The organism is Leptospira fletcheri (genome assembly GCF_004769195.1).
Classification (GTDB): domain Bacteria; phylum Spirochaetota; class Leptospiria; order Leptospirales; family Leptospiraceae; genus Leptospira_B; species Leptospira_B fletcheri.
The window spans coordinates 89,234-110,923 of the sequence record NZ_RQET01000014.1 but is presented as its reverse complement, the minus strand read 5'-3'; the positions used below and the strand labels follow the sequence as shown (position 1 = coordinate 110,923).

At 48.2% G+C, this 21,690-nt stretch carries 23 protein-coding genes; 8 read left to right on the top strand and 15 right to left on the bottom strand.

Annotated elements, in window-relative coordinates:
• Positions 1–38 precede the first annotated feature (38 nt).
• Positions 39–1,316, top strand: coding sequence for an LA_2490 family SGNH/GDSL-type esterase (locus EHO60_RS16635; RefSeq protein WP_135769344.1), 1,278 nt, complete (start codon positions 39–41; stop codon positions 1,314–1,316).
• On the top strand, positions 1,306–2,739 hold the full coding sequence (locus EHO60_RS16630; protein WP_135769343.1) for an MBOAT family O-acyltransferase: 1,434 nt from the start codon (positions 1,306–1,308) through the stop codon (positions 2,737–2,739). The genes EHO60_RS16635 and EHO60_RS16630 overlap by 11 nt, the downstream gene beginning before the upstream one ends.
• Here the strand turns inward: EHO60_RS16630 and EHO60_RS16625 are convergent.
• Together EHO60_RS16625 and EHO60_RS16620 are read right to left on the bottom strand one after the other, a co-directional pair.
• A complete protein-coding gene (locus EHO60_RS16625) occupies positions 2,736–3,749 on the bottom strand; it encodes an LA_2486 family SGNH/GDSL-type esterase (RefSeq protein ID WP_135769342.1) in 1,014 nt (337 codons plus the stop codon). The two genes, EHO60_RS16630 and EHO60_RS16625, sit on opposite strands and share 4 nt — an antisense overlap.
• Positions 3,746–4,288 carry a tetratricopeptide repeat protein gene (locus tag EHO60_RS16620; RefSeq protein WP_135769341.1) on the bottom strand — a complete coding sequence of 181 codons (543 nt, stop codon included), beginning with the start codon at positions 4,286–4,288 and terminating at the stop codon, positions 3,746–3,748. Before EHO60_RS16620 ends, EHO60_RS16625 begins: the two co-directional genes overlap by 4 nt.
• A gap of 178 nt (positions 4,289–4,466) precedes the next feature.
• On the opposite strand from EHO60_RS16620, the gene xerD reads away from it, so the two are divergent.
• The 3 genes from xerD (at position 4,467) to EHO60_RS16605 (ending at position 6,355) form a co-directional block, all read left to right on the top strand.
• Positions 4,467–5,363: a site-specific tyrosine recombinase XerD gene (gene xerD / locus EHO60_RS16615; RefSeq protein WP_135769340.1), complete on the top strand. Its 897-nt coding sequence runs from the start codon at positions 4,467–4,469 to the stop codon at positions 5,361–5,363.
• A 37-nt stretch (positions 5,364–5,400) separates the two neighbouring features.
• Positions 5,401–5,826 carry an ATP-binding protein gene (locus EHO60_RS16610; RefSeq protein ID WP_135769339.1) on the top strand — a complete coding sequence of 142 codons (426 nt, stop codon included), beginning with the start codon at positions 5,401–5,403 and terminating at the stop codon, positions 5,824–5,826.
• Between the two features lie 133 nt (positions 5,827–5,959).
• Positions 5,960–6,355, top strand: a complete 396-nt coding sequence (locus EHO60_RS16605; RefSeq protein WP_135769338.1) for an LA_2478/LA_2722/LA_4182 family protein — start codon at positions 5,960–5,962, stop codon at positions 6,353–6,355.
• A 4-nt stretch (positions 6,356–6,359) separates the two neighbouring features.
• Here EHO60_RS16605 and EHO60_RS16600 read toward each other — a convergent pair whose 3' ends face one another.
• From EHO60_RS16600 to ccoN, 10 genes are all read right to left on the bottom strand, one after another.
• On the bottom strand, positions 6,360–8,081 hold the full coding sequence (locus EHO60_RS16600) for a DUF342 domain-containing protein (protein ID WP_135769337.1): 1,722 nt from the start codon (positions 8,079–8,081) through the stop codon (positions 6,360–6,362).
• A gap of 158 nt (positions 8,082–8,239) precedes the next feature.
• Complete coding sequence (locus tag EHO60_RS16595) at positions 8,240–9,013, bottom strand: sulfite exporter TauE/SafE family protein (RefSeq protein ID WP_135769336.1); 774 nt, start codon at positions 9,011–9,013, stop codon at positions 8,240–8,242.
• Entirely contained in the window at positions 9,010–9,183 is a 174-nt protein-coding gene (gene ccoS / locus EHO60_RS16590; protein WP_135769335.1) for a cbb3-type cytochrome oxidase assembly protein CcoS, read from the bottom strand. The genes EHO60_RS16595 and ccoS overlap by 4 nt, the downstream gene beginning before the upstream one ends.
• Positions 9,180–11,597 carry a heavy metal translocating P-type ATPase gene (locus tag EHO60_RS16585; RefSeq protein WP_135769334.1) on the bottom strand — a complete coding sequence of 806 codons (2,418 nt, stop codon included), beginning with the start codon at positions 11,595–11,597 and terminating at the stop codon, positions 9,180–9,182. Before EHO60_RS16585 ends, ccoS begins: the two co-directional genes overlap by 4 nt.
• On the bottom strand, positions 11,594–12,079 hold the full coding sequence (locus EHO60_RS16580) for a FixH family protein (protein ID WP_135769333.1): 486 nt from the start codon (positions 12,077–12,079) through the stop codon (positions 11,594–11,596). Before EHO60_RS16580 ends, EHO60_RS16585 begins: the two co-directional genes overlap by 4 nt.
• Positions 12,063–13,436, bottom strand: coding sequence for a cytochrome c oxidase accessory protein CcoG (ccoG, locus tag EHO60_RS16575; RefSeq protein ID WP_135769332.1), 1,374 nt, complete (start codon positions 13,434–13,436; stop codon positions 12,063–12,065). Before ccoG ends, EHO60_RS16580 begins: the two co-directional genes overlap by 17 nt.
• Before the next feature lie 57 nt (positions 13,437–13,493).
• A complete protein-coding gene (locus EHO60_RS16570; protein ID WP_135769331.1) occupies positions 13,494–14,027 on the bottom strand; it encodes a cbb3-type cytochrome c oxidase N-terminal domain-containing protein in 534 nt (177 codons plus the stop codon).
• A gap of 4 nt (positions 14,028–14,031) precedes the next feature.
• Positions 14,032–14,178 (bottom strand): cbb3-type cytochrome c oxidase subunit 3, encoded by a 147-nt coding sequence (locus tag EHO60_RS16565; protein ID WP_135769419.1) that lies wholly within the window; start codon positions 14,176–14,178, stop codon positions 14,032–14,034.
• A 9-nt stretch (positions 14,179–14,187) separates the two neighbouring features.
• Positions 14,188–14,877, bottom strand: a complete 690-nt coding sequence (locus EHO60_RS16560; protein WP_135769330.1) for a cbb3-type cytochrome c oxidase subunit II — start codon at positions 14,875–14,877, stop codon at positions 14,188–14,190.
• Positions 14,874–16,307 carry a cytochrome-c oxidase, cbb3-type subunit I gene (ccoN, locus tag EHO60_RS16555; protein ID WP_135769329.1) on the bottom strand — a complete coding sequence of 478 codons (1,434 nt, stop codon included), beginning with the start codon at positions 16,305–16,307 and terminating at the stop codon, positions 14,874–14,876. The genes EHO60_RS16560 and ccoN overlap by 4 nt, the downstream gene beginning before the upstream one ends.
• 464 nt (positions 16,308–16,771) lie before the next feature.
• Between ccoN and EHO60_RS16550 the strand changes: the two genes are divergently transcribed.
• Both EHO60_RS16550 and EHO60_RS16545 read left to right on the top strand, forming a co-directional pair.
• Positions 16,772–17,371 (top strand): LIC_11485 family protein, encoded by a 600-nt coding sequence (locus tag EHO60_RS16550; RefSeq protein WP_135769328.1) that lies wholly within the window; start codon positions 16,772–16,774, stop codon positions 17,369–17,371.
• A 74-nt stretch (positions 17,372–17,445) separates the two neighbouring features.
• A complete protein-coding gene (locus EHO60_RS16545; protein WP_246028363.1) occupies positions 17,446–18,330 on the top strand; it encodes a tetratricopeptide repeat protein in 885 nt (294 codons plus the stop codon).
• A gap of 12 nt (positions 18,331–18,342) precedes the next feature.
• On the opposite strand, the gene EHO60_RS16540 is transcribed toward EHO60_RS16545, so the two are convergent.
• On the bottom strand, positions 18,343–18,807 hold the full coding sequence (locus EHO60_RS16540; RefSeq protein ID WP_135769418.1) for a chemotaxis protein CheX: 465 nt from the start codon (positions 18,805–18,807) through the stop codon (positions 18,343–18,345).
• On the bottom strand, positions 18,807–20,021 hold the full coding sequence (locus EHO60_RS16535; protein ID WP_135769326.1) for a hypothetical protein: 1,215 nt from the start codon (positions 20,019–20,021) through the stop codon (positions 18,807–18,809). Before EHO60_RS16535 ends, EHO60_RS16540 begins: the two co-directional genes overlap by 1 nt.
• 107 nt (positions 20,022–20,128) lie before the next feature.
• On the opposite strand from EHO60_RS16535, the gene EHO60_RS16530 reads away from it, so the two are divergent.
• On the top strand, positions 20,129–20,854 hold the full coding sequence (locus tag EHO60_RS16530; protein ID WP_210409385.1) for an LIC_11490 family protein: 726 nt from the start codon (positions 20,129–20,131) through the stop codon (positions 20,852–20,854).
• Between the two features lie 31 nt (positions 20,855–20,885).
• Here the strand turns inward: EHO60_RS16530 and lmtA are convergent, their stop codons facing one another.
• Positions 20,886–21,644 carry a lipid A Kdo2 1-phosphate O-methyltransferase gene (gene lmtA, locus EHO60_RS16525; protein WP_135769324.1) on the bottom strand — a complete coding sequence of 253 codons (759 nt, stop codon included), beginning with the start codon at positions 21,642–21,644 and terminating at the stop codon, positions 20,886–20,888.
• Between the last annotated feature and the right edge of the window lie 46 nt (positions 21,645–21,690).

The window sequence follows — 21,690 nt, the reverse complement described above, 5'->3', positions numbered from 1 at the left end:
TGCCAGTCTGGCCCTGTCCTTGATGCTTTCCCGTATTCATGAATTTTGCGAAAAAGGCGGGATGGGCCCTCTTTTTAGTGGGAATTGCCTTCCTCGGGACAGAGATCGGACTTCGGTTTCTAAAAGCTCCCTCCCTTCAGTACTATAGAGACCTGAAAATACTGCACAAATACCACCCGGAATACTACGTGGACTTGGAACCGAACCAGTCCGTGTTCGTGCGTCATTTTGCCGGAAAATGGGAAGGAAGAATCTCCACCAATTCCCTCGGTCTGAGAGGAACGAAAGAACCGATCCCGAGAAAACCGAAATTGCTCTGCCTCGGAGATAGCTTGGTCATGGGATTCGGTGTCACAAACGAGGATACGTTTTGTTCCCTTTTGGACGGAATCCGATTGAAAGGGATCGAATACCAAACCTTGAATTTAGGCGTGGATGCCTACGGCTCTTCGGGCTCCTATCTTCGTTTAAAGGAAATCGTTTCCCGACTAGATTCCGTTTCGGAAGTATTGTTTTTTATTTCTCCTAACGATTTTGACATGCCGGAGGCTCTGGCCGCAAAGGGAATTCTTCCCGACGATCAAACGGACGCGATACGGGAAGCGGATCAAAATTACAGAAGAAATTTCAGAATCCAGTTCGAGTTGACCAAACATTCCTACACTTTGCAGGCGCTGAAACTCGCGTGGGAACAATTGAACGTGACCGCCGCCGTTACGAAGGCGAGCATCGCGAAGGAAATCCGATCGGCCGGATTTTCCTCTTCCTCCAGCGAGGACGAGACCATGGGATCTTATTTGAAAAATTCCTTTTATCGTCCGCCTCCTCGTCAGAATTGTTCCTCCGAATATGCAAAAGTTCCGGCTGCTATGCTTTCGCCCGTTTGTCCGGAACCGGTTCCTGCGGACATTCGTTGCGAAGATCATCCTCCTTCGGGTTCCGAACTGCAGCCTTTGCCCGAACTGACGCGGAGGAGCTACGACGGAATGATCAGGCTTGCGAAAGAAAAGGGATTCCGTCTTGTGCCTGTTATCGTTCCGATCCAGGTGGAGGAGATTTTCTGCCACACGAACGGAAAATACCATAAACTGGAAAACTACGCTCTCCGAGCTTCGGCTTACTTTGAAGGGAAAGGGGTTCCCGTACTTCGTTTAAAAAACGATACGAAACGGATGTGCAGAATCGAGCCGGGCGGGCACAGAATCGGAATCTTGGATTATTATATTCCTGAGGACGGCCACTTTACGAAGATCGGGAACAAATGGTTGGCGGACTCGCTGGCAAAACATCTAGAGGAGCCGCCCTTTGCTCTTTAATTCTGTCCAATACCTGATATTCGCCCCCCTAGTTATTTTCGTTTATTTCGTACTCCCTGCTAGATTTCAGAAGTGGTGGCTATTCGCAGTCAGCTTGTATTTTTACGCGGTCTTCAAGATACCGTTCGTAGCACTTCTCATCTATTCCATCGTGTTCACGTATTTTTGCGTGGTCTGGATGGATCGAATGAAAGGCAAATTCGGAAAATTATTTTTTTTGAATCTAGCCGTTTGGGGAAATCTAATCCTTTTGTATTTCTTTAAATACCTGGATTTCTCCTTCACGGCTTGGAATGCGATTCTGGGACTGCAACCCTGCGATTCCCTATATGCGTATCCTTCCGGAGTCCTGCTTCCGATGGGGATTTCCTTTTTTACGTTACAAGCGATCGCCTATGCCGTAGACGTTTATCGTGGGCATGTGGAAAGGGCAAAGAATCTGTTTCAGTTCGGTCTATTCTTAAGTTTCTTTCCGCAATTGGTCGCGGGGCCCATCATTCGGGCGCAAGACATGCTTCACCAATTTTTGGAAGAATACAGATTCCAGAAAGACAATCTACTTCCCGGAATCCGCCAGGTCGCTTGGGGACTCTTTAAAAAAACATTCGTAGCGGATCCTATCGCAACGATCATCGATCCGATTTACGGCAACCCTGCCGTTTACGGATGGGAGTCCTTGGCTTTGGCGGCGGTTCTATTTTCGCTGGAAGTCTATTGCGATTTTTCCGGCTATTCGGACGTTGCCATCGGAACGGGAAGAATCATGGGTTATCATATTCCGATCAATTTCCGCGAACCGTTCTTATCCCAATCCGTCTCCGAGTTATGGAGAAGATGGCATATTTCTTTCAGTTCCTGGTTGCGGGAATACGTTTATATTCCTTTGGGGGGAAATAAGGTCGCCGTTCCTCGGATGTACTTGAACTTATTCCTCACCACCTTCGTCAGCGGAATCTGGCACGGGGCGGATTGGAACTTCATCATTTGGGGCGGATTCCACGCGCTTATCATGGTGGCGGAAAGATTTTTACTTTCCTGGCCGCGGATTGCGGCCGCTTGGGACAGGGTTCCTCAAATCCTCAAGGTTTCGTACACCTTTTTTTGTTTCGCATTTTCCATGTTTTTCTTCAGAGCGAAGGCGGTCCCCGGATACGAAGGAAGTTTGGATGTGGCCTGGACCATGGTTACCCGAACTTTCACGATTTCCGGAGGGTCTGCCGCGATACAGATTCCTTACTCGGTTTTGGCCGCGGTATTCGCTTTGGTACTTGGAGATTATCTGGTCGATCGGAGGATTCCTTTCGTCGAAAAGATTTCGAATGGTCCGGTCTGGGTATATTCCGTATCCGCAGTCCTGGTTTCCATCTGCTTCATCCTTTATAGCGTTACGGTAAGCCAACCTTTCCTATACTTTCAATTTTAGCGTTTCGGTCCTTCTTTTTCTATGGCCTCCGCGATCCTTGTGTACATCGTAGGATTCGGATGTCCGTCCTTGGGTAAAAAGAGCGGGGTAGAAGTCGATTTCCAAAAGGAAGCCAGATCCTCGCGAAGGTCGAGCACGGGAATTCCGTTTTGGTCGGCGAGAGATTTCAATTCTTCCAGTAACTGGGAATGGAATACGGGAAGATATTCCCGATTCGGTTCCGGAACGAGTACGAGCACGAGAGGAAAACCGTTTTCTTTGCAAAAGGAGAAGAGGGAAAGGAGCGCGGTCGTATGCGGATGATTCGGGGTCAGAATGGGCGATGCAGATTCCGGAACCGATTCGATGCGATTTTCGGCCCATTCCGGTTTCAAGTTTTCCGACAGGATCTTGAGCGCATTGAAAAGCGCGCTGTATCTGGATAGATAATAGGAAAGTCGGATGGAAAACCGATTTTTTCCGGAATTTAACATCCTCTCTTCCCGAAAGGAATCCTCCAGATCGGAAATATGGTAGATCCAATAAGAAGCCTTCGGCAATCCGAACGAGGATATATTCGTTCGTAATATATTTAAAATCCCTAATGTTCCGCCCGAATCCACACCTAAATTTCTTATGCGGAGGTTCGGGTTCCGTTCCGCCAGTTTCCAGGAAATCGTCTCCTCGTCCTGTACGAGATAGCCCATAGCGACGGAATCCCCTAAGATCCAAAGTTCCCCTTGTGGGAGTTTGGGTTCCTTTCCAGGTTCGTAACTGATTCTTTCTCCGTATTCGTTCGTGCGTATCCTATATCCGCGTTCTTTTTGCGGAAGATACAAATTCTTGTCCGAGTTCGGACAAAGTTGGATCCACGGAATCGTTCCTTGCGAAAGACAATGAAGTCTTTTGTCTTCTAGACGGAAAGAGATCGCTGGAAAAAGAGGAAGTCTTAGGAAAACCTCGGAAACTCCGATCAGAGCGGAAAGGATGAGGAAAAATCGAAGAGAAGTACGGAAGTTGCGAAGGATCATTTGGAGGAAGGGTCCGAATACATCCTCTCTTCACATTCGCGAAACATACGTTTGGAAGCGGGATTCGCATCCGGGATTCGATTCTCTTGGAACCGTTTCCTTTCCGTGGGATTTTTTTTTCCTTCCAGCAGGCATTCCTTCAGGAATTTGGCCAGGCTTTCCCTGTCCTTATCCCATCCCTTGGAAAAGGCCGATAGGACTTTGTCGGCCTCCGTCCTGGATCCTGCGCTCAGATAGATTTCCAAGAGATACAATAGAATGTCGGGATTCTGAGGATCCTTTGTGAGCGCCTTTTCCAGATAGAGCGAGGAGGATCCGGGGGCCTGCCCGCTTTCCGCTAGTAGGATTCCCATATTACGGTTCGCAGTCGCGTTGTCCGGATTCTTTCTCAAAGCTAAATCATAATAATATAATGCTTCTGCGATGTTACCTTGCGAGTGCTTCTGCCTAGCGATGTTCACCCATTCCTGAGAGGAATCACAATGGAAACCGATTAGTGACATAAGTATGGCGGGAATATATCGGAACTTCTGTCTCATTTCCGTAGTTTTTTTTCCGTTTTTGATCGCAAAATCGGCTAAAAAAGGAGGTTTTTTCCAGTCGAATTTGTACAATTTACGGGCCTTCCCATACCGCAATCTTAAAAAAGTTTCAATCTAGCGGGAGAATTTGTCCGAAGGATTTAGTACTGTAATACGTGGAAGCGGGACTAAGAAAGTGACATCTTCTCATAAGAATTTACTCCAAAATTTCCAGGAATACCTCTCGGTAGAGAAGGGTCTAAGCGACAATTCGATCTATTCGTACGGATATGACCTGAACAAATTCAAGAACTTCTTGGAAAAGGAACATATCGATTTCCTGGAAGTCCAGGCCAACGATATCGTGAGGTTCCTGAACGAAGAGAGAAATCGGAAGATTTCCGCGAAAACCATCGCCCGAGAAGTGGTCGCCATACGGCAATTTTATAAATTCCTGAAAGACGAAAAGAAGCTGGATTCCAATCCGACGGAGAAAATCGAGACTCCCGAAGTGATGAGATCCATACCGGATTATCTTACTCAGGAGGAGATAGAGGAACTTTTCAGCGCTATCAGGGAAGACCATTTATACGAGCTGAGAGACAAGTGCATATTCGAATTGCTCTATTCCTCGGGTCTTCGGATTTCGGAAGCCTGCAATCTTCGCTTAACCGACATCGATATGGCCGGAATGACCCTGACTGTGGAAGGGAAGGGAGGACGCCAGCGATTGGTGCCGTTCGGCGAGAAATCCTTGGACATCTTGAACCGCTATCTCAAACAAAGTAGACCTTATATCCTTAAGAACCGAAACTGCGATTACCTTTTCGTTTCCAAAAAAGGATCCTTCATCAACCGTAAATCCGTATGGAGACTTTTGAACCATTATATCAAAAGGACCGGAATCAAGAAGAAGGTCACTCCTCACACATTACGTCACTCGTTCGCTACCCATCTTTTGGAGAACCACGCGGATCTTAAATCCGTTCAGGAACTTTTGGGCCATATCGATATCTCTACCACCCAGATATACACGCATATGGCCAATAAGACCCTGAAGGAAGTCCATAAGAAGTTCCATCCTAGAGGATAATCCTCTTCAGAATGGTCGTAAACCATCGAGAGATTCGATGACGGATCCGAAAAAGGCGAATTATTCCAACCAGTTTCGGATCCAAATTCCGTCCCATCCGAGGTACGTATCCGCAGCTAGGAATTTCGTATACAATCTGGCCTATGAGTCGGGATTCACACTTTACGATTCCGCGGATTTGAAGTTGGCCGTGGGAGAATGTCTCTTAAACGTCATCAAGCACGCGTATCTAGGAAAGAACGAATATCCGATTTTTTTGGAGATTTCCCTTTTCGAGAATAGGATGGAGATCCGGATACGGGATTTCGGAGTTCAGACAAAACTCTCGGAAATGAGAGGATACGATTTGGGCGATTACCGCGAGGAAGGTTTGGGGTTATTTCTTGTGAGAAAGCTCACGGACCATTTTTACGTCGACCAATCCGGAAAAGGGAATCGACTCATCCTCACCAAAATGAAATAGGAAAATCTCCTTTTCCCGAATCTGAGTTCTCATTCCGGCGGTTCCGACGACGTTTGGTGCGCTACCGAAGCCGGGAATCCGGGAAAAATCTTGTTTCCTAAAATCCGAGGAATCGTATACGGTACCTCCGTCGATGAAATCGAAACTTCCGGCACTGTTCCTTCTGCTCTTTTACCCCCTTTTTCAATGTAGAAAAGGTCCCTCTCTCTCTCGGGAAGAGGTGAAAAAATTAAGCTCTTCTTATATTCTAGAATTGTGCCGTAAAAATCTGGAATGTTCCGCGCTTTATCTCGAGTCTTTGCCCGTTTCGGAACAGGAAGCCGCCAAGTCCGAATTTTATTCCCTGGAACAATGCATGGAAGGGCAGAAGGATCAGAGTATCCTTCCCGACGATTATGAAAAAGTAACGGATGAGCAGATCGCAAAAGTGAGACATTGCATGGACGATCTACTCAAGACTCCTTGTTCCTCCATGGAGGAATCGGGTGGAATCCCTTCCTGTAGGGAACTGTTCCGCACAGTAGAATGACTCGTTAAGAATTGGCGGGCGAATCTCCGGGACGCGTCTCTTCCTGCAGCAATCCGAGGCGTTTGGGGCGCACTTTGGAATGAGCGACTTGTCCGTCCGAACCCAGGTATAAAAAGGAAGGCCCGGGAATTTCCTTCAATTTCACCTTAAAACTACGATTTCTACCTAGATTCGCATCCACTCCCGGAAAGATCTCACGTTCGACTTCTATGTACGAATTCCGGTCGGGTTCGAAGGAAAGGATCACGGACTGTTCCTGGGCCTGGAGGTTTTGCAGGATGGACTGGTATTTTTGTTTGATCGCCTGCAGCTTCGGAATGCTTTCCTTCTCTTCGCCAGTAAGGGACCGCCTTTGGGCTTCGTCGTTCAGCTTGACGATGCTTGTTTCCACTTTCTTTAGAACTTCCTGATTCTTACGGATCTCGGCCTTCAGGTCCTCGAGTTCCGCCAGCAATTCCGGCGGTAATCCGCAGCTAAGGACCGTTTTGGTTTCCACCACCGCTCCCAACTTGGAACAGATGATGTTCTTGCCGGCTACGCATTCTCCGCCGATAAGTTCTCCCCGGCCTCCTCGGACCTGTACGGATTCTCCCGCGATCAGTTCCGAATGCATGGAAGCTTCCTCTATGAAGATGGAATTCTTTGCGATCATCTTTCCTTGTTCTACGAATTTTGCGTAGATATCGTTCCCGGATTGGATCAGACCGCCGTTACGCCCCATAAATCCTCCGGAAAGGACGATATCTCCGGCGGCCTTTAGGAAGACCTTGCCTACGGATTTTTTGATGATGATGGAACCTTCCGTCTCTAAGACGAATCCGTCGGCAATGGATTCGTCCACGATGATCGTGCCGGGAAAGCTCACGTTTCCGGTGGAAAAATCGACATGATCCAGATGGCAGACCTCGTCTACCCGGATCAATCCGTGTCTGTCCAAGATAGGACGGCCGTCGATTAGTGCGAAGAGCTGGTTTCCGTCTTCGGAAATCTTTACGTTCGGCCCCAACTTCCATTCCGCGGTTTTTCCTTCTTCAAAAGGAAGGACTTCACCCAGTATGTTATGCCCGATTTTTCCCGGCCGGGGAGAGCCTTTTTCCGCCAGCTTTTGGTTCTTCTTCACGCTTTGGATGATATGAATGTTTTTAAAATCCACGCGTCCGAATTCGTCCTCCTCCAAAACGGGGGACTCCGGGTATTGGAACAGAATTTTCAGATCCCCGTCCGAACCGGGAATCGGGTATTCCCCCTCTGCCAAGAGAGTTTTTTTTCCGAATTCCTCCGCTTTGGCCAGACGAAAAATTTCCTCGTTTTTGATTCCGAACCGGACGCCGCCGTTCAGAAGAGTCGCCGAGAGCTCCTCTTCGTTTAATAATTTGCCTCCGTACTTGGGAGGCTGGAGGATTCCATGGACGGCCATTTTATCTTCCGAGATTTTCAGATCTAAGACGCTAGCTTCCGGTTTTCCGGGCCACTTGCCTACGTAATGAGGTCCCCCGTCCTTTTCGGAGACGATGCGTTTGATCTCCTCTTCCGAGACGCCGGAAATCCGGAACACTTCCAGCCGTTTTCGTACTTCCTTGATTTCTACGTTCTTCCCTTTTTTTCCGGAAGGAAAGACGGTCAAATACGCCAGACCGTCCGTATTCTCGATCTTAAAAAAGCCGACTTCGTTTTCCTCCAGATCACGGAGCAAAGAATCGGTGTAATTGCGGATCGAATCGGTCATTCGTCGGTTCCGATATTGGAGAGTAGCGCCCATCCTATTTTTTACAATCGAAATCTTAGGCAAAGACTTTAGGGGTACGAGAGAAAAACGTCGTGTGGACCCCGAAACTTTTTACGGGATTTGCTCTCTAAAATCGGAAGAGTCCCTTTTTTTCGATCTTATTCAAGGGAAGGCAAGTCTCTTCCCTTCGAGTGAGAGGAATGGGACTCGTGAGCATTTTGTATGTGTGCGGAATGTCCCGAATGGTCGTGCCCGATCCGGAAGAAAATCCAACCGATTCCGATCAGGATCACTACGATTCCCGCAAGTCTTGCCCGGTTTCCTCCGAGTTTTGAAGCCAAGGTGCGGAAGCCGAATCCGAAAAGGAAAAGTAGGGGGAAGGTTCCTAAAAAGAAGGAGATCATGATTCCTCCTCCGAGCCAAGGAGATCCTGTGGCAAAGGCCAGTGCGAACGCCGGATACAGAACCCCGCAAGGAAGCAATCCGGTCACGAATCCGAAAGCGAATCCTAGCAGGGGAGGGCGAAGCGGTTTTTCGGACCCGGAGCGAAGGGATTGCAGGATGGGCTTAGCGACCTTTTCTAGAATTTTTGCGGAGAAGCGAAGAGACAAGCGACTGCCTCCGAAAAAGAGGGAAAGACCGAAGAAAAGCAGAAAGAATCCCGAGATCCAAGCCGCGATTTCACGGACCCAGCCGAGTTCCACGGAAACGAAATTCGCTCCTTGACCGGCGGCGCCTAGTAAGATTCCCAAAAGGGAATACGAACCGAAACGACCTAAATTATAAGAGATCTGCAGGAATGCGTTGGAGCGTAAGCCGCTTCCTCCGGAAGAAACGGAAAGTGTTCCCGCAAAAGGTCCGCACATCCCTACACAATGAAGGGAACTCGCGAGTCCTTGCAGGAATGCGGCTCCGAAAATCGGTAGGATCATTTCTTCTTATCCTTTACGTCCGGTTTCTCTTCGTCGTCGTCGAAGAGCATCCTGTATTTGGGACCTTCTATATCCTCATACTGCCCGGAGCGATAGCTCCAGAGAAAAATGAAAAACGAGCCGAATGCGATGAATAATGCTATCGGGACGGTCATGTACAATGCATTCAAAATCGAATCCTCCTTTTTAACGAAACAGAATTCAATACGACGGTGATCGAACTTAAAGTCATAAATCCCGCGCAGATCACGGGAAGCATATAACCCAGGGCGGCGATCGGAATCATTACAGAATTGTAAATTAGAGACAGGGCGATATTTTGCAGAATGATCCTTCTTGTGGTTTTCGCTATGGAAACCGCTTTCGGAAGGGAATCCAAGCGGTTCTGCACTAGGATCAAATCGGACCGATCCAGGCTTAAATCGGAACCCATTCCCATGGAGATTCCAAGATTCGCTTGCGCGATACAGGCGGAATCGTTGATTCCGTCTCCGACCATTACGACGGTTTCCCCTTTCTTTTGGGCTTCCCTGATTCTATCCCTTTTTTGTTCAGGGGAAAGATCCCCTTCGAATTCTCGGATTCCGACTTCTCCCGCCAGACGTTCCACCTTTTCGGAGGAATCTCCGGAAAGAAGCTGCAAATGAGGGACGGAGTTTTTCAAAAGAGAAATGCTTGTTCTCGCATCCGGTCTGGGGGAATCTCCGAATTTCCAGGCAACCATAGGAAGCAAGTTCCGGGTGAAATAAATCCATCCGTCGTTTTTGCTTTCTGATTCGAAGGCGAATTTTCTGCTTCCGATCCTGTATAGGTTTCCGTTTTCTCCCGGACGTTTCGCTTCGATTCCGAAGCCCGGAATTTCCCGGATTTCTTTCCAATACGATTCCGAAGAAGAGTGATCGTTCTGCTTTTCTCCCAAAGCCCGGACTAAAGACTTCGCCAGCGGATGAGAGGAATTCGTTTCCAGCGAGTATGCTAGATTTCTGTAATAGACGGGGCGATCCTCTCCGAAGATTTTTTCCTCCTGCAATTCCAGTTTTCCCGTGGTCAAGGTTCCGGTTTTGTCGAAAAAGATCCGGTCGGCTTTTGCTAGGGTTTCCGTCGATTCCGGATTTTTCACCAGAATTCCCGCTTGGGATTGGAGTAAATGGCTGACTACCAGCGCAGCCGGCACGCTCAGTCCTAAGGCGCAAGGACAGGCGACGATGAGAACGCTGATTGTATTCAGGACAGCGGTTTCCATTCCTGAGTTTTTCCACCAATACACGAAGGTTCCGAAGGCCACCAGTAAAACGACTTTAACGAAAACGGATGCGAGCTTGTCGGTGGTTCTCTGTAGTTTCGGTTTCGTGAGTAAGGATTCCTCCAAGAGTCGGCCGATTTGAGTCAAAGTGCTTTGGGAAGAAGTTCCTAACGCGCGGAAAAAAATCGCGCCGGAAAGGTGTATGGACCCCGCGCGTAGAAAATCCCCTTGGACTTTGTGAACCGGTTCGCTTTCTCCCGTAAGAACGGATTCGTCAAAGTAGCCGTTTTCCGATTCCAGGATTCCGTCGACAGGGACCTTGCTCCCGGAAACCAATTTGATCCTATCCCCGGCGTTCAGCACGGATGTGGAAACCTTCTTCCAGATTCCGTCCCGTTCCGCTTCGTACTCCTCCGGTAGAAGGGACAAAAGCTCTCCCACCTTGGAACCCGCCTTGTACCTCATATAGGCTTCCAGGTATTTTCCCAGTAGGATGAAAAAATAGATCGTACAAACGGAGTCGAAATACACCTCTCCTTTGTCCGTGAGAGTTACATAGGCGCTATAGAAATACGCCAGACTTACTCCTAAAAATAAGAGAGTGTCCATGGAAAGGAATCTTCTCTTCCAGGATTCCAGAGCTCCTTTCCAGAAAGGGTATCCCGAAAAGACATAGACCGGTGTGGCAAGGATCCAAGAAACGATATGGAAGAGTTTTTTGATTCCGAGATCCATACCTTCGAAATATCCCGCATACAAACCCGCGGAGAAAAGCATGATGTTTCCCCAGCAAAAACCGGCTACGACCATCCGTAAGGTCAGGTCTTTGAACGGTTTTTCCACCTTTGTTTCGGATTTGTACGGGGAATATAGATTGGGAACGTATCCTAATTTTCGGATGCATTCGAAGATTCCGCTCAGGTTCGTTTTGTTTCGGTCGAATTCCACACTCAATCGGGAGGTCGCGAAATTCATTCTCGCAGTTACGACCCCTGGTACTCGGGAAAGCGCGGTTTCGTTTAACCATACACAGGCGCTACAATGGATGCCACCGATACTCATTCGTACTAAGGAATTTCCTTCGGCCGTCTTCTCCACATACTCGGAATACACCGATTCCGTTTCCAATCTGGAATCCGGAGTTTGCTTTGCGGGAATTTCCGCAGGATCCAACTTTTGTCCGCCTCGGATCTCGTAAAAATGTCCGAGTCCGCTGGTAAGTAGCAGGGAGGAAAGCTCCGCACACCCATTGCAACAATATGCCCTTTCGATTCCCGAAACTTGTCGGAAAGTCGGACGTTCCTCCAGCGCAGAATTGCAATGGAAGCAGACTTGGCTCACTGGATCGCTCTCAGTCGCCGACTTCGTTCGAATTGACCGTCCTTCGTTTCCGTGAAAATGGTGGCGGTCCAATCTCCGGAAAACGGAACTTCCAGATCCGCTTCATACACACCGGGTGAAATCGAACGGAAAGAAGCCTGGCGATTATAGGCGTCCGTGGCGCTTTTTTCGATACGAATCTTCACTTTTGCGCCTGTGACTGAGGATCCGTTTCGGTAAAAAAGTAATTTTAACGTTTGTTTTCCCGTTTTTAAGGGGACGGTTCCGGAGAACCAATCCGCTTGGAAATCGTATCCTAAGGCGATCATCCTTTTTTGTTCCGCGATCGCCGCCTCGTACCTCAATCCTTTTTCGTAGTAATCCTTTTCGACGGGAGGAGTGTGGCTGGATGTTGCGACTCGGACCGTCCAGATTGTGGCGGAAATCAATCCGATAAAACAGATCGCAACGAGAATAAATGCTCTTTTAAGGCTTGGATGCAAGTGTGTTTCCTCCGGTAGGACCGAATGCGATTCCCAAAGGCAATAGGAAAGGGATCCGGTCGGATTTTGCAAATGCGGGTTCGTGAAGGTCGGTGACTTTTAAAAAGATCTCGTGACTTCTTTTGGATGCGTCTTTCGGTGAAGCGTTTTTCAATTCCAGAATCAATCGATAATGCATGTTGGAGTTGGGTAGGAGTTCCACGGAAGCTTCTTCGGTTCCTCCGACTAAAATATGCAATTCACCTTCCAAATCGGAACGATCCACTTGAAATTTGAGTTTTCTTCCTTCGAACGTGAGATTCTGGATCTGGACTTCGTAGAAATTTCTGACGATTCCTCCCGGGAGCGCCATCGGTTGAATGTTTCTATCCGGAAGTACGGACAAATACATAGGAACGCGATTCCAGAGAAGGACACTGGAAACGGAAAGCACCAACAGGAGCAGACCTCCGTAGACTAGAGTTCTGGGACGGAGAAGGCGCACTTTGGAGTTTCGATTCTCGACCTGCTTTTCCGACCAATAGCCGATCAAGGTTTTTTTTCCTTCCTTCGCCATTTGGTGGGTGCAGGCGTCGGAACATTTTCCGCAAGCGATGCATCCCACGTTGGTTCCTTCCCGGATATCGATTCCGGTGGGGCATACGACGAGGCACATATTGCAAGCGGTACAGTCACCGATTTTTGTCGTGCCCTTTCGTCTCGGTTCCCCTCTTGTATAATCGTAGGTGATATTGATCGAATCTCCGTCCATCATGACCGTCTGGAATCTGGCGTAAGGGCAGGCGTATTTGCAGAATTGCTCCCGGATAAACGCCATGTCCACGTACATAGAACCGGTAAAGAAAGCGGTGAAATAGACCCAACCTGGAATCATAGAATTCGCAGAATAGTTCCGAACGTCGGCTACCATCAAATAGGGATCGGAAAAATAGGAAATCCAGGCCAAGGAAGCTAGGAGGCTGACTAGGATCCAAATCAGGTGGGTTCCGATCCTACCTAAAATCGAGGCGTCTTTTTTTCCGTATTTGCTTCCTAAAATGAGGCGGCCTATCTTATCGAAAATGTCCGTATAGATCGTTTGAGGACAAGCCCAGCCGCACCAAACTCTTCCGATCAGGGAAGTGAACAGAAAGAGGGAAAGCCCCATTCCCAATAAGAATAGGTGAAGGAAGTAACCTTCCTGGGGAGTGAATATATTTCCGAATAAAAAGAATTTTCTTTCCGGTATATCCAACCGGATGAGCGGAAGGTTCCCCCAGCGTAGCCAAGGGGTACCGGCGAATAAAATGACTAAGAAGACTTGTACGATCGTGCGTGCGTTTCGTATTTTGCCCGACATGGGGCGGGAAATTACCATCTAGTTTCCTCCGGATCGGACCCGCCCACATTCAGAATGGGCGGGTTAAATTTCATTTCACTTGGAGGGTTTTAAATTCGGGTTCCTCGAAGCTAACCAGGCCATCACCTGATAGACTTTTTCAGAGCCCAAAGTGTTCTCGTGGGGAGGCATCGGGCCTCTTCCCAATTTGGCCTTATCCGGACCGATTCCCTTCATGATCTCTTGGTAAATTTCCGCATCGGTATTTCCGTGCAGCCATTCCTTATCCATCAGGTTCGGTCCCACCAATCCTTCTCCCGTCGGACCATGACAAGCCACACAGTACGTCTGAAAGGTTGCTTGGCCCGCTACGATCGCTTTCTCATCTCCTCGGAAGGGATTGACTCCGTCCTTAGAGGCTACCACGTTCGTTTTTTGGGGGAAGTCTTTTTCATATTCCTGAACCTGTTCCGCGTACTGCTCTCCGGTTCCCCACGAGGAGAATCCGTGAAAGTAGATTGCGTAAACGACTGCGAATAGGATAGATCCCAGCCAAACCCAAACCCACCAAGCGGGTAGAGGATTATCGGATTGTTTTATGCCGTCGAATTCTTTGTTCGGATCGCTCATTCGATCAATCCTCCTCTAACATGCGGTATTTCGGTTTTTCCATACGATCCCTACGTTTACGACCGTAAACGTAGGCAAAGATCAGCGCTATCGCTATCACTAGGACAGGAAGCCTGAGCGCTTTATATATCTGTAATGTGTCTAAATCCATCATTCTTCCCTATTTCAGACTCTTGGCAAGTTCCGCACTATCCCTACCCAATTTCAATAGATAAGCGATCAATGCGTCTCCTTCCGTTTTTCCTGCCAGCTCAGCCGCACCCGCTTCGATTTCCGCGTCAGTGTAGGGAACTCCTACGCTTCTCAGACCCCTCATGTGGGCAGCGATTTTGCTCGGATCCAATTTGGCGCTTTCTTCGAAGAGCCAAGGATAAGCCGGCATTACGGAACCTTGAGCGGTATCTCTCGGATTGATCAAATGGGTTTTGTGCCATTCTGCGGAAGCCTGGATTTGGGATTCATGAGCCAAGTCCGGACCCGTTCTTTTGGAGCCCCAAAGGAATGGGTGGTCATAAACGAATTCTCCCGCCTTGGAATAACCGTCCCGGCCGAAGGACTTTTGAGGATCGAAACGATCCACTTCCCACTTGAACGGACGGATGACTTGGGTGTGGCAGTTATTGCAACCTTCCCTTTGGTAGACGTCGCGGCCCGCGATTTCGAGAGCGGTGTAAGGTTTTACGTTCGCGATCGGTTCTGCGGTTTTGGAAAGAAAGAAAGGAGGAATCAATTCGAAGATTCCGCCGCAGAGGACGGCGATCGTCGTATAGATCGTGAATTTGACTCCGTTCGTTTCCCACTTGTCGGTGTAACCGGAAAACCAATCCAATAATTTATCGAACCAATTCATGCTTTTCCCTCCTTGAGGCCGACACGAAGGTCGATTTCTTTCCAACCGCTTCCTGCAGTGGCAATCGTCTTGATTACGTTATAAATCATGACGAAGAGACCGGTTACGTAGAGGATTCCTGCGATTCCTCTAAAGAGACGGAACGGTTTGAGCACTTCCGTAATCTGAACCCAATTGGGATATTTCAGAGCTCCCGTTTCGTCGACCGCTCTCCACATGGAACCTTCCGTAACTCCCGAAACCCACATCGAAACGATGTAAAGCAGGATGCCTAAGGTCGCCACCCAGAAGTGGAAATTGGCCAGTCTTTCCGAATAGAGGTTCGTATTCCAAACCCTCGGAACGAGATAGTAGATGACCGCGAAAGACATCATTCCTACCCAACCCAGCGTTCCTCCGTGAACGTGCCCGATGATCCAATCCGTATTGTGACCTAAGGCGCTCACCGATCGGATGGACAATAACGGACCTTCGAAAGTGGACATACCGTAAAAGGTGATCCCGACCAGGAGCATCTTTAAGGTGGCGTCCGTTTTGATTTTCTCCTTTGCCTGAGTTAGGGTTAGGAAGCCGTTTAACATCCCTCCCCAGGAAGGCATCCAGAGCATGATGCTGAACACCATACCCGTGGTTTGTAACCAGTCAGGGAGAGGAGAATACAGCAAGTGGTGAGGACCGGCCCAAATGTAGATGAAAATCAGCGACCAGAAATGGATGATCGATAGTCTATGGCTGTAGATCGGTTGCTTGATATGTTTCGGGAGATAATAGTACATCAGGCCCAAAAACGGAGTCGTTAGAACGAAGGCCACCGCGTTGTGTCCGTACCACCATTGGATGTTGGCGTCGTACACTCCCGCGAATAGGGAATACGATTTCGTCAAACCTACGGGAACAGCAAGATTGTTCACGATAAATAGGATCGGAATCGTTACGAAGGAGGCTATATAGAACCAGATCGCGGCATAGAGCTGCTTCTCTTCTCTGGTAAAAATAGTTCCGAAGTAATTTACAAGGAAGATCACGAACCAAACCACGATTAGGAGATCCAGTGGCCATTCCAGCTCGGCGTATTCCTTGGATTGGTTCATTCCTAGGGGAAGGGTGATCGCTGCAAGAACGATAGTCAGATTGTACAATACAAAATGAATGTTCGCCAGTCGATCGCTCCAGATTCTCACTCTGCAGAGTCTTTGGACGGTATGATAAGCGGTCGCAAATATGATGCTTAGCGCGAAGCCGAATATTGCCGCGTTTGTGTGGAGCGGGCGGAGTCTTCCGAAGGTAAAATACGGGCCGAAATTCAGCTCCGGAAATACCATCTGGAAGGCGATCCAAGTTCCGATTAACATCGAAGCCACGCCCCATACCAACGCGGAGATTAGAAATCCTTTTACGATTCTATCGTTGTATTTTTGGGAATTCATCATTTCTCCGTTCCCGTGGACAGGGATTAATACCAAGGATTCGAAACTCGAATAAAAAGCCAAGCAAGGAAGACGTTCGTCCGTTTCTCGGCCCGCTGATAATTGTCAACCGTACTGGAACATTCAATTTAATGAATATTTGTATTTATTCTTAAAATCATTTCGCAAAAACGAAGGGATGTTTTTGGTTTTGAGAATCTTTCTTAGTATGGATTTTGAACGATTCTCCACATCTTGATTTGGGGTCTACTGTGACCCTTTTCTCCCAGGACACCGGATGTGCGGATTTTGCTTTCGCAAACATTGTGATGAAAGGCCGTTGTGCCGAAGACGAAACAAGAAGTGTAAAGAGACCTGAAACTCGCCACCATTTCGGCGGAAAATCCGCAAGAAAATCGAGCTTGAGACCGAAATTATCCCCTTGAAAAAAAAGAAAAAATCACCGATCCTAATAGATAGGAATCGAGATGGCTTTTAATCCTTTCGCAGTGTTAACCGGGATCCGTCAGTCCGTTGACGGAATTTTAGGAGGACTTCCCCCGCAAACCGTTAAGCTGATCGGCAAGGCAGCTCTTGCTCTCGCTGCCCTAATTGCCTTGGCTCTAGGTTGGTTCAGTTTTCAAAAAGGGCTGGAGATGGCGGGAGAAGAGGATCGAGCGAAGGTTTTGGATCGCAAAGCCCTTTTTTTGGAAGATATAGAAAGGGAATACAACCGGAAAAGAAAGGATGTCCGTTGGAGCGATCCTTCCTTACGGGATTCTTCGACTTCTTCCTTTGATATAGAAAGATATTCCCAGGAGAAACCCAAAGACGGTCCTAGTGCCCCCAACGGTTCCTTGGAAGAAGGAAACACTCTTTCGAATTCGCGCAGGAAGGAAGGGGATTCCAGAGTATTTTTTCCGAACGAATCCGAACGTCCTCCGAGAGAGGATTTAGCTCCCCCCGGGAATTCCTCCAACGATTCCCCTCGTTTGGAACCGAAAGGAGAATCGCTTCCTTCCTCGGCTCCGAAGAACGAATCCAGATTGGAAAAACCTCCCGGAAAATCCGGTCAGTTGAGAGAATGAATCCGAAAGTTTCGAAATTTTTTCCATTCCCGATCATCCTTTGTCTTTTCCTTACGGAGGGACTTTTCGCGCAAATGCCCTTGCCCTTTCCGGAGGATCTCCGGGAAATGTCCATTGCAAACGAGGTCCTTTCCTCTTCGGATTCGGAAATCGAGTCGGATATTCCTCCGAGGGAAATCAAAGAAGATGATTCCAAAATCATGGAGAAGGCTCCCGAGGTCCAGGAGGACCGAGCGCTAAAAGAAAAGAACCGCGAACCGGAAAAGCCCAAGCGTACGCTTCCTCCGAATCTCACGGAGAAAAAAGGAAAAAAAGTCGGGAAGAAGCACGGAGGGGACACCGGCAAGGCCGCCTATGAAAGAGGTCTATTCAGACTTCGGAATGGACAAAAAGAGGCTGCACAAGAGGAATTCTCCAAAGCCGCCGCCGGGGGCGGAGAAATGTCGGGTAAAGCCAAACTGGAATTGTCTAAACTTTCCGGATCGGGAGAACAACAACAGACATCGGAGGGGCAGGACGAGGAAATCAAGTGGAAGTCCTTACTGGAATCCGCAAGAGCACTCCGCTCTCAATCCAAATATCCGGAAGCCGAATCGACTCTTTTGCAGGTGGCAACCGAGGCTCCCGAGGAATTTCGAGCTCAGGCATATTTACAATTGGGGGACTCTCTTTTTCGCCAGGGAAAATACAAGGAGGCCCGTTCTTATCTGATCGATTTTTGGAACCGATTCGGTAGAAAATATCCGACCGGAGAGGATGCCCGTTCCGCCGAATTTAAAAGACAGAGAGAAGAAAGGGATCTAGGCGCCTATTTATTGTTCAAAGCCAGTTACAAATCCGGAGAAACGGAGTGGGCGAAAAAATTTCTGTCAAAATACCTGGAAAAATCCTCCAAAGACACGGAGCGCGCGTTTTCTCCCATGCGCACCGAATTGGAAAATTTCGCCCAACGAGAATGAACGGCTTCTCTCTTAAGAAAGGGAGACGTTCACTTCCAATTTGCCGAACTTCGAAAATAGGTTGATCGCCAAAGCCTGTTTCTTGGGAATTTTGATGGTTTCATTTTTTGCGTCCACGATATTGGGGGCGGTGATTTCGATGGATTGTCCCGCGGTCGCAAAAATATTCATCGCGTTTCCCGTAGTCATATTCGCGATTTCTCCCAATATATCCTTGTATTCGTTCTTGATGTCTTCCTGACTCATTCCGGGCATTAATTTTTGGGCGATCTTATAAGCCGCGTCGTAATTCAGTCCGTAAACGACTTCTCCATTAAAGGTTCCTAATACTCCGATGATGATCGCGAGTTCCAAGGAGGTTTCGGGAGTATCCTTGATTCCGATCTTTCCCCGGATCAGATCCGTTTGAAGTACGTCGCGGAAAACGATCGTTGCTGCTTCTAAAAACGGGTTTACAAGTTCGGCACGGATTTGCATCATTCCTCCGCTGATCGGGCCAATCTTTCCACGGTAATTTCTTCCGCAATGCTCTGGGGGATTTCGGCCAGAAAACCGTTCAAGATTGTCGACGCGTCTCTAATTCTAAGTACGGTAGAAGTTCCGGGATTTCCGAAGCGTAAAGCTACAAACTCTACGAGTGCGTATTTATCCCCGTCCTTGTACGGACCGGCGCTTTTCTTTTGACCGAACGTCGAGGAAGTAAGGTCCTGAAAAAATCTCTTATCTGCAATCAGGGAAAAATTGCCTTTCTGAGAAGCTAAGGATTTCAGATCGGAAAAACCTTTGTCTCGGACGGAGGCAGTTCCCGTTCCGAAAAGTGCCGCGACCTTGGAAAGCCCGTCCGGTTCATTTTGGAGGGATTTGATTTTTCCCTTCAAGTTTTCGATCGAATTTTTCCGAGCTTCTATCAGAAATTTCCCTCGAAGAATGGATTTTCTTTCCTCGAAAGTGGCGATCTTTCCGTCCTTTCCCTTGGGAAAATTCGGATCCGTGATTTCCTTCTGGTACAGTTCCCGCAATTGTAGGTCTGTCGGTTCTACATTCTGGTTCGCGATTCTTGTCAGGTCCGCGTCCGTGTAAACGACCGCATTTAGATCCACTTTTGCGGTAGACGCTTCGGACTGGACGGACAATTCGTCGTCGGATTTTCTTAAGTCGGAATGGAGTAGATTTGCCTGAACGGAACCTTGCACTGCTGCCTCGACTCGAAAGCGCATCGGCGCTTCCTTAAGAAATTGACGATAAACCTGGTCAGGTTTCTCCATCTCGTCGTCGGAATATCCCGCTCCGCGGTAAGAAAGTTTTACCTTTTTTTGGGCTTCTTCCCAGAGATTTTGGCGGATCATGTCTTCGGATACCGTGTATCCCAAGGCGTTCGCGATCGTATTCGCCACGAACATCCCCTTTAGAATCATAAAAGAACATTCCCCTAATTGGTTGTCCGGAATTTGCCCTTGGTAAATTTGATAACAATATCTGCGGCCCGCATTGAAGGAATCCATGGGCACGTCTTTTCCACCGATCTTTCCGGCTTTGATATTGGCCTTTCCGGTCAACATATCCATTCCGGCTTGCTCCACGTCGGAGCGTAGTAGGGTAAAGATCAACATCAGTACCAGGACGCCTAAAAATAGGGCGGATCCGACCTTAAAAAAAATGTTCTTCAGGGAAGTTCCTTCGGTATTCGTCATAAAAATCCGTATGTAAAGGAAGGGTGACGGGCCCGGGGAATCTGTAAAGGAGAAAAACCGACGAAAAACGCTTCAGAAAGGCGCCAGTATGATAGATACATATAATAATGCTTTATATAGCTCTCGCACTCATTCTGGTCGGCCTTTTGTGCTTCATTTACGTATCCTTTCTGCCGAGCGGCAGACAGGGAAGCCCGAAGCCGTACCCTGTACGCGCAAGCCATTCTCCTCCGAACGACCGTAAGATTCTAAAGGAAACCTTGGCCGGGACAAAGAAGAATTCCCAGGCGGATTCGGCATCCGAATACGATAGAATGTTCGCGGAAAATCGTAAAATTCCGCCTTCCTCTCATTTTCAGGAAGTCAAGGAAGAGGAAAGAATCGAAGAGGAGGATCGAATCTGGATGGAAGAAGTCAGATCGGAACCCGTCCGGCAAGTAGAGCCGACGATTCGAACGGAAACGGTGCGATCGGAGACTCCCGTGCATTCGGACCCTGAGCCTTCGACGCAAGAATGGTGGTCTATGGAAGGAGTATTGTTCCTGGATCTCTCGGGAAAATTGCCGTACGAAAATCTAAAAGAAAGGATCCGCCCCGAACAATTGAAAGGTTTCCGCCGGATCGGCGAGGGAAGAGTGCAGGAAATCCAGGGAGGCTTCTGCTTTCACGCCTTGAACTCCGAATTCAAATACAAATTCGACGAAGTGGAAAAGGTCGTTTTTTACGACGAAGGTTTCGCTCTCCTTCCCTCCAAACGGGAATATCCGGTCCCCATCTTTCTGACTTCGGATACGGAAAAATTCAAATCCTATTTGGAAAACGTTTCCCGTTAAGCGAAGTCTTTTGTCTGTCCCGGCTCTCGGATTATCTTCCTTCTACGTGCAATAAGCGGGTGGTCTTTACGATGATCCTGACCAAAATGTAAAATACAGCTCCGATCCCGAAGATCCAAATTTGTGGTTCGGTGATCGCTTCCCAAGGCGCGGTCCAGGAGGCGAAACCGTTCAGGAAGCTGGCAAGGAAATCGAAAAGTACGAAAATCACGGTCACTCCGAATAAACTCGGGTATTCTCGTTTCAGTATGTTTCGGAACGAAAAGGAAAGTTTCGGTTTCACGTATCCTTTCCACTTCGGGAAAAAAGCGGGAATCCGGTCCGCCCAATCCAAGTATTCCTTTCCGAATTTTTCCCGGAGGAATTTTTCCTCGGTAAACATGATTCTTTCATAATAGAACCCGAAAAAGAGCACGAACACTAGGGTAAGAGGAAGATTTCTGAAATATAGTACGGGTCCGAGGTACAAGAGAAAGTTTCCCAGATACAAAGGATGTCGTACCAAAGAGTAGATTCCTTCCATGTTCACCAGATCGGCTACCTGCTCTTTCGTATTTCTTCCGGAGGTCCTTGCGGGTGCATAACCGATCACGAAGCACCGTACCGCGAGACCGATGAGGCTGACCAGAAAGCAGGCAGCCGCGTAATACAGATTATCCTCGTAGGAACCGTTGAGAAATTGGTAATCTTTTAGAGCATACAGACAAAGGAGAAGGATGAATCCAGGCACATAGGATCTCCAGCGAAAAAGAAAATTCCCCTGTTTGTCTAGTTCTTCGATCAGAGCCATGCAAGTTCCTTATTTCCGGACGTTTTTTGGAAGGAAACTTCGATCC